Below are 13,208 nucleotides of genomic sequence, written 5' to 3'. Positions count from 1 at the left end.
GGGGCGCGCCGCTCCCTTCAGGCCGAGGCCGGAACCGCGAGCGCGCTCTTGCCCAGCGCCGCCAGCGCGGTCTCGACGATCTGCGGGGCGTTGAGCCGCGCGAGGTCGTACTGCTTGCGCGGTGCCTCGTGGTCGATCCAGATGTCGGGCAGGGTCATCGGCCGCAGCTTCAGGCCGTGATCCAGCAGGCCATGGGTGGCGAGGTGATGCATCACCAGGCCGCCGAAGCCGTTCACGCTGCCTTCCTCGATGGTGATCAGGACCTCGTGGTGGCGGGCGAGCTGCTCGATCAGCTTGGTGTCCAGCGGCTTGGCGAAGCGCGCATCGGCGACCGTGGTGGAGAGGCCGAAGGTCGCCAGCTCGTCGGCGGCCTTCAGGCATTCCTGCAGGCGCGCGCCGTAGGAGAGGATGGCGACCTTGGTGCCCTCGCGCAGGATGCGGCCCTTGCCGATGGGCAGGACGGTGCCGCGGGCCGGCAGCGCCTCGACGCCCAGGCCCTCGCCGCGCGGGTAGCGCACGCCCGAGGGGCCGTCGTCGATCGCGGCCATGGTGGCGACCATGTGCGCGAGCTCGATCTCGTCGGCGGCCGCCATCAGCGTGAAGCCGGGCAGGCAGCCGAGATAGGCGATGTCGAAGCTGCCGGCATGGGTGGCGCCGTCGGCGCCCACCAGGCCCGCGCGGTCCATGCCGAAGCGCACCGGCAGGTGCTGCAGCGCCACGTCATGCACCACCTGGTCGTAGCCGCGCTGCAGGAAGGTCGAATAGATCGCGCAGAAGGGCTTCATCCCCTCGGTCGCCATGCCGGCGGCGAAGGTGACGGCGTGCTGCTCGGCGATGCCCACGTCGAAGCAGCGGCGGGGGAAGCGCTTGGCGAAGAGGTCGAGTCCGGTGCCCGAGGGCATGGCGGCGTTCACGGCCACGATGCGCTCGTCGGCCTCGGCCTCGGCGATCAGCGACTGGGCGAAGACCTTGGTGTAGCTCGGCGGGCCCGGCGGCGGCTTCTGCTGCTCGCCGGTCACGACGTTGAACTTCACCACGCCATGGTACTTGTCGGCGCTGGCCTCGGCCGGGGCGTAGCCCTTGCCCTTCTGCGTCACGGCATGGAGCAGGAAGGGGCCCTGCTGGCCGGAATCGCGCAGGTTGCGCAGCACGGGCAGCAGGTGGTCGAGGTTATGCCCGTCGACGGGGCCGACGTAGTAGAAGCCCATCTCCTCGAAGAGCGTGCCGCCGGTCAGCAGGCCGCGGGCATATTCGTCGGCGCGCTTCGCCGCGCGCTCCAGCGGGCCCGGGAAGTTCTTGGCCATCTTCGCCATGAACTCGCGCACCGACAGGAAGGGGCGGGACGAGATGGTGCGGCTCAGATAGGCCGACATGGCGCCCACGGGCGGGGCGATCGACATGTCGTTGTCGTTCAGGATGACGATGAGGTTCGCCTTGCTGGCGCCCGCATTGTTCATCGCCTCATAGGCCATGCCGGCCGACATCGAGCCGTCGCCGATGACGGCGATCACATGCCGGTCGTTGCCCTGCAGTTGGCTCGCCACCGCCATGCCGAGGCCAGCGGAAATGGAGGTCGAGGAATGGGCGGCGCCGAAGGGGTCGTATTCGCTCTCGCTGCGCTTGGTGAAGCCGGAAAGACCTTCCGGCTGGCGCAGGGTGCGGATGCGGTCCCGCCGGCCGGTCAGGATCTTGTGCGGATAGGCCTGGTGGCCGACGTCCCAGATCAGCCGGTCGTTCGGCGTGTCGAAGACCGCGTGGACGGCGACCGTCAGCTCGACCACGCCGAGCGAGGCGCCGAGATGGCCCCCGGTGACGGAGACGGCGCTGATGGTCTCGGCGCGGACCTCGTCCGCCAGCTGCTTCAGCTGGTCGGAGGAGAGGTTGCGCATGTCCGCGGGAAAGCGGACGCGGTCGAGCAGGGGGGTTTCGGGGCGGTCTTGCATCAGTTCCTCCGCTCGATCACGAAATAGGCGAGCGCCCGCAGAAGGCCAGCTTTTTCGTCGAAGCCTTCCAGGTGATTGCGTGCCTGGGCGACCAGCCGCTCGGCCTGCAGCCGCGCGCGCTCGACGCCGAGAAGCCCGACCAGCGTGGCCTTGCCGGCGCCGGCATCCTTGGCCGTCGCCTTGCCCATGACCTCGGTGGAGGCGGTGGCGTCCAGCAGGTCGTCGGCGATCTGGAAGGCGGCGCCGAGGTCGCGGCCGTACTGGGCCAGGGCCTGGCGCTGGGAGGCGGCGGCCTTACCCAGCACCGCGCCGGCCTCGGCCGAAAATTCGATGAGCTTGCCGGTCTTGAGCAGCTGGAGCCGGCCGATGGCCGATTCCTCCAGCGGCGCCTTGGCCTCCTCGGCCATCATATCCAGCATCTGGCCGCCGCACATGCCGCGCGGGCCGGCGGCATGTGCCAGCATGCGCACGAGCTCGATGCGGACCTGCGGGTCCGGATGGGTGGCCTCTTCGGCGAGGACGCTGAAGGCCTGGCTCTGCAGCGAATCGCCCGCGAGGATCGCGGTCGCCTCGTCGAAGGCCTTGTGATTGGTCGGCTTGCCGCGCCGCAGGTCGTCATTGTCCATGGCCGGAAGGTCGTCATGGACAAGGCTGTAGGCGTGGATCATCTCGATGGCCGAGGCGACGCGCAGCGCCGAGGTGCGAGAGACGCCGAACTGCTTCGCGCCTTCCAGCACCAGGAAGCCGCGCAGGCGCTTGCCGCCGCCGATGGTGGAGTAGCGCATCGAATCGAACAGGCGCGCCTCGTCGCCCTGGACGGCGGGCAGGAGCTGATCGAGCGCTGAATCTATGTCCTGTGCGGCCTGCGCCATCGCGGCCGAGAGGGAGGCGGCGGAAATACCGCCCGTCACCATTTCCATAACTTTTCCCGCGATCCTATTCCACGTCACGCAAGGCGAGGCCGCCCGCGCCTTCGACCACTGCCTGCACCTTCGCCTCGGCCTCGGCCAGCTTGGCCTCGCAGTGGCGGCGCAGGGCCGTCCCGCGCTCATATTCCGCGATGGCCTGGGCGAGCGTGCTGCGGCCACCTTCCAGGGACCGGACGATCCCCTCGAGCTGGCTCAGCGCCTCCTCGAAGGGCAGGTCCCGGATGTCGTCGCCGGCAGGCTGGGCCGCCGAAAGGGCGTCGGTGGTCATCGTTGCCCCTCCTTGGGCACCGTCTCGATGAACGGGCGAGTATAGGACCTTCGGGCGCGAATCCCAATGCCCCGAACCGATCGGTATCAACTGCGCAGAAGGGTCCGGACATGTGCCGCGGCCGAGCTGGCAAGTGCGGCGAGGTCATAGCCGCCCTCCAGCAGGCTGACCACCCGGCCCCCGCAGCAGCGGTCGGCCAGGGCGCAGATCTGCTGCGTGATCCAGGCGAAATCCGGCTCGGCGAGGCGCAGCTGGGCCAGCGGATCGCGGGCATGGGCGTCGAAGCCGGCCGAGACGATCACGAGCTGGGGCGCGAAGGCCTCGACGGCCGGCAGCAGCCCCTCCCAGGCCTCGCGGAAGGCATCGCCGCCGGCGCCGGGGGGCAGGGGGGCGTTGAAGACATTGCCCACCCCCGTCTCAGAGGCCTCGCCCGTGCCCGGATAGAGCGGCATCTGCTGGGAGGAGGCGAAGAGGATCGAGGGGTCGTTCTGCACGCAATCCTGCGTGCCGTTGCCGTGATGGACGTCGAAATCGAGAATCGCGACCCGTTCGAGCCCATGGACGGCCTGGGCGTGGCGGGCAGCCACCACCGCGTTGGAGAAGAAGCAGAAGCCCATGGGCCGCCGCCGCTCGGCGTGGTGCCCGGGGGGGCGGGTGGCGCAGAAGGCGCGGAGCACCTGGCCGGTGCAGACCTCGTCCACCGCGCGCACCGCCGCGCCCGCCGCCAGCAGCGCCGCCCGCGCGCTGCCTGCGGACATGATGGTGTCGCCGTCCAGCGCGATCCGGTCGCCCTCACGGGGGCGGATGGCGAGGATGGCCTCCACATAGTCGGCCGGATGGACGCGGGTGAGCTGCTCGAGGGTCGCCTCCTCCGGCTCGTCGCGGAGCAGGTCGGCGAATTCTTCCGAATCAAGCGCCTGCAGGACGGCACGCAGCCGGTCCGGGCATTCCGGGTGCCCCTCGCCCATGTCGTGCTGGAGGCCGTCGCGATGGGTGAGGAGCAGGACGGTCACGCTTCCTGCCTCCGTCGCAGGGCGAAGCGGAAGACCCGTTCGCCGGGTCGGCCCTGCTCCTCCGCCCAGGCCAGGAGCTCGTGCCCCGTCTCCTGCGCATAGGCGTGGAAGTCCTTCACCGCGGCGGGGTCGGTGGCGAGCAGGACCAGGGTCTCCCCCGGCGCCATCGCGCGAAGGGCCTTGTTGGCCTTGAGCACGGGGAGCGGGCAGGCGAGGCCGCGCAGGTCGAGGGGGTCGGGCATCGCGCTATCCAGCATCCCCGGGGGCTTGCCCGCAAGGGTCCGCCCGCGCAGCTTGCCGGCCATGCGGATCGGCGTGGATGTGGGCGGAACCAAGATCGAGGTGGCGGCGCTGGACGCCGGCGGCGCGCTGCGGCTGCGCCGCCGCCGCGCCACGCCCCCGGATTATCAGGGGGTGATCGCCACCGTCGCGGCGCTGGTGGCCGAGGCGGAGGCCGAACTCGGCCAGCGCGGCACGGTGGGCATCGGCATCCCGGGCAGCCTTTCGCCCGCGACGGGGCTGGTGCGGGGCGCCAATTCCACCTGGCTCAATGGCGGCCGGCTGGATGCCGACCTCGCCGCCGCGCTGGGGCGGGAGGTCCGCCTGTCCAACGACGCCAATTGCCTGGCGCTCTCCGAGGCGGCGGACGGGGCGGGGGCAGGGGCCTCCAGCGTCTTCGCCGTCATCCTCGGGACCGGCGTGGGCGCGGGCATCGTGGTGGGCGGCCGCGTGCTGGAGGGCTTCAACCGCATCGGCGGCGAATGGGGCCACAACCCGCTGCCCTGGATGACGGCGGAGGAGTTCCCGGGGCCGGCCTGCTGGTGCGGCCAGCGCGGCTGCATCGAGACCTTCCTCTGCGGCCCCGCCCTCGCGGCCGATGCCGACGGGCCCGGCGCGCGCGATGCCTCCGGACTGCCGGGACGCGCGGATGCGGCGGCGCGGGGCGCGCTGGCCCGGCATGCCGACCGCCTGGCGCGGGCGCTGGCGCATGTGGTGAACCTCCTGGATCCGGAGGTCATCGTGCTGGGCGGCGGCCTGTCCAACATGACGCATTTCTACGAGGCGCTGCCGCGGCTGCTGCCGCGCCATGTCTTCTCCGACGTGGTGCGGACGCGGATCGTACCGGCGGTCCATGGCGACAGCTCGGGCGTGCTGGGTGCCGCGCGGCTGTGGGATCAGGGTTAGGCCCTCTTTCTAGTCCCGCCTGTACGGCGGCTTCGTGAAGCCGGCGGGCGACAGGGTGAAGATCTCGCAGCCGCTCTCCGTCACGCCGATGCTGTGCTCGAACTGCGCGGAAAGGCTGCGGTCGCGGGTCACGGCCGTCCAGCCGTCGCTCAGGATCTTCACGTCGGGCCGGCCCGCATTGACCATGGGCTCCACGGTCAGGAACATGCCCGGCCTGAGCTCGGGGCCCGTGCCTTTTGCGCCGTAGTTCAGCACGTCGGGCGCGTCGTGATAGGCGCGCCCCAGCCCATGGCCGCAGAAATCCCGCACCACGCTGAACCGCGCGGCCTCGACATGGCTCTGCATGGCATGGCCGATATCGCCGATCGTCGCGCCGGGGCGCACGGCCGCGATGCCGCGCATCATCGCCTCGTAGGTGACCTCGATCAGCCGGGCGGCGCGCGTGGCGATCCTGCCGACCGCGTACATGCGGCTGCTGTCGCCGTGCCAGCCGTCGAGGATGACGGCGAGGTCGATGTTGAGGATGTCCCCCTCCATCAGCGCGCGCTCGCCCGGGAAGGCGTGGCAGACGACGTGGTTGAGGGAGATGCAGGTCGCGTGGGTGTAGCCGCGATAGCCCAGCGAGGCCGGGACGGCGCCGTGGTCCAGGATGAAGGCGTGGCACAGCCGGTCGAGCTCGGCGGTGGTGATGCCCTCGCGCACATGCGCCGTGATCATGTCGAGCGTTTCGGCGGCGAGCCTTCCCGCCGCGCGCATGCCCGCGAAGTCTTCGGGCGCATGCAGCTTGATGCGCCGCGGGTCGGTGAGGTGGTTCATGTTCTTTCGGGCGCGCTGTTTGGGAAAGGCGCTCAGGCCGCCTGCGCGCTTCCGGCGCGGGCGAAGGCCACGCCGGCATGCAGCTCGGCGATCATCTGACCGACGAAGCCCGGCATGGCGCTCTCCGCCTGGAGGTGAGGGCGAAGGATGGCGATGGGCGCGTCGAAGATCAGGAACTTGGCGCGCGCGAGGTCTTCCTCGCGAAGGCTGCCATCCCCGATCCGGGCGATACAGGCGCGGAAGGCCTGGTCCATCTCGGCCTCCAGCCGCTCCATCTCCTGGCGGAAGGGCTCGGGAGGCGGCGCGTCCTCGAAGAGGGCGACGGGCTCGTGGAGCAGCAGGAAGCGGGCGCGGAGGCGGTCCTCCGCCGCCCAGGGAATCAGCGCCAGCGCAGCCTCGCGCGGGCGCCCGGAATGCAGCAAGGGCGCCAGGACCCGGGCCAGCGAGCCGTAGCCGGCGTTCCAGGCGGCGGCGAGGATGGCGGAGCGGGATTCGAACCGGTGATAGATCGAGCCGGTCGGCGCGCCGACGCGCCGGGCGATCGCCTGCATGGTGGCGGCGCCGGGCCCGCCCTCGGCCACCAGGGCGATGGCGGCGTCGATGAAGTGTTCGGCGGAGAAGCGGGCGGTTCTGACCATCCAAATAGATTATGTGTTCTAGAACGAGTCGTCCAGATCGGGATCGTCGACCCGGCTTTCCTTCATCGCGGCGCCCGGGACGCCACGGCTAACCTTGAGGGGGCACCCGCATGCCCGCGATGAGGATGTCCACCAGCCGCTTCGCATTCTCCTCCCATCCCGGCCCGGCACTGGCGTTGCTGACGCCGAAGACGGCGCGCAGGAGATCGAGGGGGGCGATGCTCAGTCGGATGGCGCCGCTCTCGGCCGCCCGCTCGGCGAGGGTGGCGATGGCCGCCTTGATCATCGTGCCGGAGGCCGCATGGAGCTCCTCCCGCCCGCTGACCATCGCGCCCAGCGCTTCCGCCATGATCAGCTTCGTCGCCAGGTAGTCGACGAACAGCAGCATCCATTCCCGCAGCGCCTCCACGGGCGGCAGCTCGGCGGCGAGGCGCTCGGCCGCCGTGGCGAGCTGCGAGGTCTCGTGGCGATAGACCTCCTCCACCAGCGCGTCGCGCGTCGGGAAGTGCCGGTAGAGCGTGCCGATGCCCAGGCCGGCGGTGCGCGCGATCTCCTCGAGGCTGACGCCCACGCCCTTCTCGGCGAAGGCCTGCTTGGCGGCGGCGAGCAGGCGCCCCCGGTTGCGCTGCGCATCGGCTCGCGGCTTGCGTCCCATTTCTTCGGCGTCGTCCGCCATCTCGAAAAAAGCCTCCCTTGTAAACGGAGGGTGCCTCCGTATTTAAAAGCGGAGGTATCCTCCATTTAGTGCCTGCAACCGGGCCGGGCAACGATGCCGGTGGTGGCGACCTCGATCTATTGGCCTTGATCCCAGGAGATGAACATGGCTGGACCTTTCGGAGCGACCTCGACCACCGACGACGTGCTTGCCGGCGTCGACCTCAGCGGCAAGCGCGTGCTGGTGACCGGCGTTTCCGCCGGCCTCGGCGTGGAAACGGCACGCGCCCTCGCATCCCGTGGCGCGCAGGTCGTCGGCGCGGCGCGCGACCTGAAGAAGGCGGAGGCGGCGACGGCGGTCGTCCGCCGGGATGCCGCGAAGGGCGGCGGGCTGGAGCTCATCGAGCTCGACCTCGCCTCATTGGCCAGCGTCCGGGCCAGCGCCGACGCGCTTGTCGCGGCCGGCCGGCCCTTCGACCTAATCATCGCCAATGCGGGCGTCATGGCCGCGCCGCTCGGCCGCACGGCCGACGGCTTCGAGACGCAGTTCGGCACCAATCACCTGGGCCACTTCGTCTTCGTGAACCGGATCGCCTCCCTGCTGCGGCCGGGCGGGCGTCTGGTGAACGTCGCCTCCTCCGGCCACCGCTTCGCCGATGTGGATCTCGACGATCCGAATTTCGAGCGCACCGCCTATGATCCCTGGATCGCCTATGGCCGCTCCAAGACCGCCAATATCCTCTTTGCGGTCGAGTTCGACCGGCGCCATCGCGACCGCGGGGTCCGCGCTGCCGCGATCCATCCGGGCGGGATCCAGACGGAGCTCGGCCGGCACATCGGCGACGAGACGATCAAGGGCATGATCGCCGCGATCGACGCCGAATTCGCTGCGGAAGGCCTGCCGCCCTACCAGTGGAAGACGATCCCGCAGGGCGCCGCGACCTCGGTCTGGGCGGGCGCGGTCGCGCCGGCCGAGGAGATCGGCGGCCGCTACTGCGAGAATTGCCACGTCACGGGCCTGCTGACCGAGGGCAAGATCAGCGTGGCGAGCGAGGGCGTGCGCCCCTATGCGGTCGATGCGGACAACGCCAGGGCGCTCTGGGCCAGGAGCGAGGAGCTGGTCGGCGAGCGGTTCTGATGGGCCGCCCTGCGTCGCTCCCGGGCGGCGCAGGGCCACCCCCGTGGCGGCCGTCACGAAACGATCACGCTTTTGCAGCACATTCGGAGGCAAACACCACCGCCGCAAACCCACTGCCCGGACGTGACGCCATGACCATCGAGCCCGAAGACATCGGTAGCAACCCCGCGCCCCGCGCCACCATCGGCGAGATCATCGAGGCGCGCTTCTCCCGCCGCGGCGCGCTGCTCGGCGCCATCGCCACAGGCCTTGCCGGCACGGCCCAGGCGCAGGCCCCGATGCAGGGCGGCCCCTCCACGCTGACCTTCCCCGAGCTTCGCCATCAGCTGGCCCAGACCGACGCCGTGGCCGAGGGGCATGAGAAGCACGTCGTCATCCGCTGGGGCGACCCGGTGGTGCCCGGCGCGCCGGCCTTCGACCCGCGCAACGTGACCGCCGCCGCCCAGGCCCAGCAATTCGGCTACAACAACGACTTCATCGCGGTCATTCCGCCGGAGCGCGGCGGCCGGATCGGCGAGCGCGCGCTGCTCTGGGCCAACCACGAATACACCAACACCAACCTGATGTTCCCCGGCATGGGCACCGGCAACGAGGCCCGTGCCCGCGTCTCGGCCGAGCAGGCCCAGGCCGAGCTCATGGCCCATGGCGGCAGCATCGTGGAGCTGGAGCGCGTCGAGGGCCGCTGGAAGCCCGCGGCCCATCCGCGCCTCAACCGCCGCATCACGGGCGCCACGCCGATGACCATCAGCGGCCCTGCCGCCGGCCACCCGCGCCTGCGCACCAGCGAGGACGCGTCCGGCACGCGCGTGCTCGGCATGCTCAACAACTGCGCCGGCGGCACCACGCCCTGGGGGACGATCCTCACCTGCGAGGAGAACTTCAATACCTACTTCGGCGGCGAGCTGGCCGATCCGGCCCAGGCGGAAAGCCATCGCCGCTATGGCATCACCGCGACGCCCGGCTATGGCTGGCACCGCCACATCGCCCGCTTCGACCGCTCGAAGGAGCCGAACGAGCCGAACCGCTTCGGCTGGGTCGTGGAGATCGACCCCTATGATCCGGCGAGCCTGCCCATCAAGCGCACGGCGCTCGGCCGCATGAAGCACGAGGGCGCGACCCATGCGATCGCCCCTGACGGCCGCCTCGTGATCTACATGGGCGACGACGAGCGCTTCGACTACGTCTACCGCTTCGTCACCGCGCGGCCCTGGAATCCGCAGGACCCGGCGGCCAACCGCGACCTGCTGGACGAGGGCAAGCTCAGCGTCGCGAAGTTCGAGGCCGATGGCACGCTGCGCTGGCTGCCGCTGGTGCACGGCCAGGGCCCGCTGACCGCGGCGAACGGCTTCGCCAGCCAGGCCGACGTCCTCATCGAGACCCGCCGCGCCGCCGACCTGCTGGGGGCGACGCCCATGGACCGGCCCGAGGATGTCGAGACCAACCCGACCACGGGCGTGGTCTACGTCATGCTTACCAACAACTCCTCGCGCACGCCGGATCGCCTGGACGCCGCCAATCCGCGCCCGCGCAACGAGCACGGCCATGTGCTGGAGATGATTCCGCCAGGCCCCGCCAACCGGCGCGAGCACGCGGCCGATACCATGCGCTGGGGCCTCTTCCTGCGCGCGGGCAAGCCTGGCCTCGATGCCGGCGCCGAGTACCATCGCGCGACCAGCGCCGAGGGCTGGCTCTCCTGCCCGGACAATTGCAGCTTCGACAGCAAGGGCCGCATCTGGATCGCGACCGATGGCGCGCCGACCGCGGCGGGCGTGGCCGATGGCATCTACGCGGCCGACACGACCGGCCCGGGCCGCGCGCTGACGCGCCTCTTCTACCAGGCACCCACCGGCGCCGAGGTCTGCGGACCCTGGATGCTGCAGGACGACAGCGCGCTGTTCCTCGCGATCCAGCATCCCGGCGAGGATTCGGGCAGCACCTTCGAGCGTCCCTCCACCCGCTGGCCGGATTTCGAGGACGGCATGCCGCCGCGGCCCTCCGTGGTGGTGATCACCAAGTCGGGCGGCGGCACGGTCGGTAGCTGATCCCAGCGCGGGAAGGGGCCTTCCGCCAAGGCGGCGGCGCGTCCATCTTCGGCGGATGGACGCGCTCTGCCGCGACTGCTTTCAGGATCCGGGACCCAGCGCCGTCTGCCACCATTGCGGCGGCCGGCGCCTGCTGCGCCATGCCGAGCTCTTCGCGCTGACCATCGCGCATATCGATTGCGACGCCTTCTACGCCAGCGTCGAGAAGCGGGACCGCCCTGAGCTCGCGAGCCGGCCCGTCCTGGTGGGCGGTGCCAGGCGCGGCGTCGTGGCGGCCTGCTGCTACGTCGCCCGGGGCTACGGCATCCACAGCGCCATGCCGATGTTCAAGGCGCTCAAGGCCTGCCCGGACGCGGTCGTGATCAAGCCGGACATCCGGAAATACGTGGCCGAGGGCCGGCGCATTCGCGCGATGATGGAGGAGCTGACGCCCCTCGTGGCGCCGCTTTCCGTCGACGAGGCGGTGCTGGACCTCTCCGGTACCGAACGGCTGCACCGCGCGCCGCCCGCCGCCGTGCTGGCCCGCTTCGCACGGCGCGTGGAGCAGGAGGTGGGGGTGACGGTGTCGGTCGGGCTGGCAGCGAACCGCCTGATGGCGAAGCTGGCGGCCGAACGCGACAAGCCGCGCGGCTTCGCAGTGATTGGCCGCGACGAGGCCGCCGCCTGGCTGGCGCCGGAGCGCGTGGGCGTCCTGCCGGGGATCGGCCCGGCCGCGGCGCGTCGGCTGGAGGCGGCGGGCATCACGCGGCTTGGCCAGCTTGCGGCGCTGGACGAGCGGGGGGCATTCGCGCGGCTGGGCGCGGAGGGGCCCTCGCTCGCGGCCCGGGCGAGGGGGGAGGACAGCCGCCCCGTCACGCCCGATCGCGAGACCAAGAGCGTGAGCGCGGAGACGACCTTCGACGAGGACCTCGCGGGAATCGACGAGCTGGAGGCGGTGCTCTGGCGCATCTGCGAGCGGCTGGCCAAGCGGCTGGCCGCGAAGGAACTGGCGGCCGGCGGGGTGGTGCTGAAGCTCAAGACGGCCGGCTTCGAGACGCTCACCCGCAGCGCGCGGCTGTCCGCGCCGACCCTGCTGCCCGAGACGATGTTCGATGCCGCCCGTCCGCTGCTGGCCAAGGCCGCGGACGGTACACGCTACCGCCTGCTGGGCGTCGGCGCGGCGCCCCTGGCCGCAGCCACCGAGGCAGACCAGGGCGACCTCGCCGACCCGAACGCGCCTAGGCGCGCGGCGAAATGGCGGGCGGTCGAGGCGCTCCGGGAAAGGTTCGGGGCGGAAAGTGTGGTGGCCGGCCGGGCGCTGGGCCGGCGGCGGCCGGATTAGCTTCGATCAACCGGCTCTGATTTAGGTAGGTGCACTGCTTCCGGCGGAGGGCCGTCGCTACGAGCGGACGCGCCAGGCCGTCGCGCCTTCCTGCGTGAAGAAGCAGCCTTCCACGCGGCAGCCCATGGCTTCCAGTGTCTCGATCAGGCCCAGTCGGCTTTCCAGCGGCGCTAGCAGCATCATGAAACCGCCGCCGCCCGCGCCCGAGACCTTGCCGGCATAGGCGCCGGCGGCCATCGCCGCCGCCTGGACCTCCTCGATGCGGGCATTGCTGATGCCGCTCGCCATGGCGCGTTTTTGCAGCCATCCCTCGCGCAGCGTCTCGGCCAGCAGGCCGAAGTCGCCGCGCAGCAGCGCCTCCTTCATCGTGAGCGCCGAGGCCTTCAGCGCATGCATCGCCTCGATCGACTTGGTGGCGCCGGCGCGGACATTGTCGCTCTGCTGGGCGATGATGGTCGCGCTCTCGCGCGAAACGCCGGTGAAGCAGAGCAGGGTGCGGGAGGCGAGCTCGTTCGCCACCTCCTGCTTGATCTTCAGCGGATTCACGATCACGCGATCGTTCGCGTAGAATTCCATGAAGTTGAAGCCACCGAAGGCGGCGGCATACTGGTCCTGCCGCCCGCCGTGCAGACCAATGTCCTGCCGCTCGATCACATAGGCGAGATGCGCCACGTCGTATTCGCCGAGCGGCAGGCCGAGCCATTCGGTGAACGCCTGCACCAGCGCAACAACAATCGCCGAGGAGGAGCCGAGACCGGAGCCCGCCGGTGCTTCCGAGAAGGTGCTGATGCGCACGGCCTGCGTCTTGCCATGGCCGTAATCCGCGACGATGCGGTTGTGGACCGCCTTGGCGATGTCGAGCTCGCCGTCGAGCGGCAATCGTGCCGTCACGGGATAGGAACGGCGGCGCTTGAGGTCGACGCTCTCGACGATGATCTCGTCGCCCGCCAGGGGCTCGACGGTGGCATAGGCGTAGCGGTCGATGGTGACGTTCATGACCGCGCCGCCATGCAGGTCGGTATAGGGGGAGACGTCGGTCCCGCCGCCCGCGAGGCCGAGGCGTAGCGGCGCGCGCGCGCGTATGATCATCGTTCCGATCCTTCCGCAGGGCTGGTTTGGCAGACGGCTGGCAGAAAGTATGGCGATCTCCCGCATGTCGCCGGCCTACCCGTCGCCCGCATGTTGAGCCCCGAGCGGTTTAGCAGCTAGGCCCCGAAGGGCAATCGCCGCACGCGATGGCCCATCGCGCCGGCCCGCACTT

The 13,208-nt window shown here is 70.8% G+C and carries 13 protein-coding genes; 4 read left to right on the top strand and 9 right to left on the bottom strand.

Features of this window, described 5'->3' with window-relative positions:
• Positions 1-17: 17 nt before the first annotated feature.
• The 5 genes from dxs to KHU32_RS14365 all read right to left on the bottom strand — a co-directional run bounded on the left by dxs (position 18) and on the right by KHU32_RS14365 (position 4,395).
• Positions 18-1,943 carry a 1-deoxy-D-xylulose-5-phosphate synthase gene (gene dxs, locus KHU32_RS14385; RefSeq protein WP_213670766.1) on the bottom strand — a complete coding sequence of 642 codons (1,926 nt, stop codon included), beginning with the start codon at positions 1,941-1,943 and terminating at the stop codon, positions 18-20.
• Positions 1,943-2,863, bottom strand: coding sequence for a polyprenyl synthetase family protein (locus KHU32_RS14380; RefSeq protein WP_249681047.1), 921 nt, complete (start codon positions 2,861-2,863; stop codon positions 1,943-1,945). Before KHU32_RS14380 ends, dxs begins: the two co-directional genes overlap by 1 nt.
• A gap of 16 nt (positions 2,864-2,879) precedes the next feature.
• Positions 2,880-3,140, bottom strand: a complete 261-nt coding sequence (xseB, locus tag KHU32_RS14375) for an exodeoxyribonuclease VII small subunit (RefSeq protein ID WP_213670765.1) — start codon at positions 3,138-3,140, stop codon at positions 2,880-2,882.
• A gap of 86 nt (positions 3,141-3,226) precedes the next feature.
• The gene (locus KHU32_RS14370) at positions 3,227-4,153 is read right to left on the bottom strand and encodes a histone deacetylase family protein (protein WP_347265553.1); all 927 of its coding nucleotides are present in this window, start codon (positions 4,151-4,153) and stop codon (positions 3,227-3,229) included.
• Positions 4,150-4,395: a sulfurtransferase TusA family protein gene (locus tag KHU32_RS14365; protein ID WP_249681045.1), complete on the bottom strand. Its 246-nt coding sequence runs from the start codon at positions 4,393-4,395 to the stop codon at positions 4,150-4,152. The genes KHU32_RS14370 and KHU32_RS14365 overlap by 4 nt, the downstream gene beginning before the upstream one ends.
• A 61-nt stretch (positions 4,396-4,456) precedes the next feature.
• Here KHU32_RS14365 and KHU32_RS14360 point away from each other — a divergent pair, with 61 nt between their 5' ends.
• A complete protein-coding gene (locus tag KHU32_RS14360) occupies positions 4,457-5,338 on the top strand; it encodes an ROK family protein (RefSeq protein ID WP_213670922.1) in 882 nt (293 codons plus the stop codon).
• Positions 5,339-5,347: 9 nt separating this feature from the next.
• On the opposite strand, the gene map is transcribed toward KHU32_RS14360, so the two are convergent.
• From map to KHU32_RS14345, 3 genes are all read right to left on the bottom strand, one after another.
• Complete coding sequence (gene map, locus KHU32_RS14355; protein WP_213670763.1) at positions 5,348-6,154, bottom strand: type I methionyl aminopeptidase; 807 nt, start codon at positions 6,152-6,154, stop codon at positions 5,348-5,350.
• A gap of 32 nt (positions 6,155-6,186) precedes the next feature.
• Positions 6,187-6,792 (bottom strand): TetR/AcrR family transcriptional regulator, encoded by a 606-nt coding sequence (locus KHU32_RS14350; protein WP_213670762.1) that lies wholly within the window; start codon positions 6,790-6,792, stop codon positions 6,187-6,189.
• Between the two features lie 88 nt (positions 6,793-6,880).
• A complete protein-coding gene (locus KHU32_RS14345) occupies positions 6,881-7,468 on the bottom strand; it encodes a TetR/AcrR family transcriptional regulator (RefSeq protein WP_213670761.1) in 588 nt (195 codons plus the stop codon).
• Positions 7,469-7,612: 144 nt separating this feature from the next.
• On the opposite strand from KHU32_RS14345, the gene KHU32_RS14340 reads away from it, so the two are divergent.
• From KHU32_RS14340 to KHU32_RS14330, 3 genes are all read left to right on the top strand, one after another.
• Complete coding sequence (locus KHU32_RS14340) at positions 7,613-8,584, top strand: SDR family NAD(P)-dependent oxidoreductase (protein WP_213670760.1); 972 nt, start codon at positions 7,613-7,615, stop codon at positions 8,582-8,584.
• Between the two features lie 131 nt (positions 8,585-8,715).
• A complete protein-coding gene (locus tag KHU32_RS14335) occupies positions 8,716-10,626 on the top strand; it encodes a PhoX family protein (protein ID WP_213670759.1) in 1,911 nt (636 codons plus the stop codon).
• 55 nt (positions 10,627-10,681) lie between these two features.
• On the top strand, positions 10,682-11,947 hold the full coding sequence (locus KHU32_RS14330) for a DNA polymerase IV (RefSeq protein ID WP_213670758.1): 1,266 nt from the start codon (positions 10,682-10,684) through the stop codon (positions 11,945-11,947).
• 57 nt (positions 11,948-12,004) lie between these two features.
• Here KHU32_RS14330 and KHU32_RS14325 read toward each other — a convergent pair whose 3' ends face one another.
• Positions 12,005-13,036: a GHMP family kinase ATP-binding protein gene (locus KHU32_RS14325; protein ID WP_213670757.1), complete on the bottom strand. Its 1,032-nt coding sequence runs from the start codon at positions 13,034-13,036 to the stop codon at positions 12,005-12,007.
• Positions 13,037-13,208: the final 172 nt, after the last annotated feature.

Origin of the sequence: Roseococcus pinisoli, assembly GCF_018413645.1 — a bacterium.
In the GTDB taxonomy this organism is placed as follows: Bacteria; Pseudomonadota; Alphaproteobacteria; order Acetobacterales; family Acetobacteraceae; genus Roseococcus; species Roseococcus pinisoli.
This window is presented reverse-complemented; position numbering and strand designations above follow the sequence as displayed.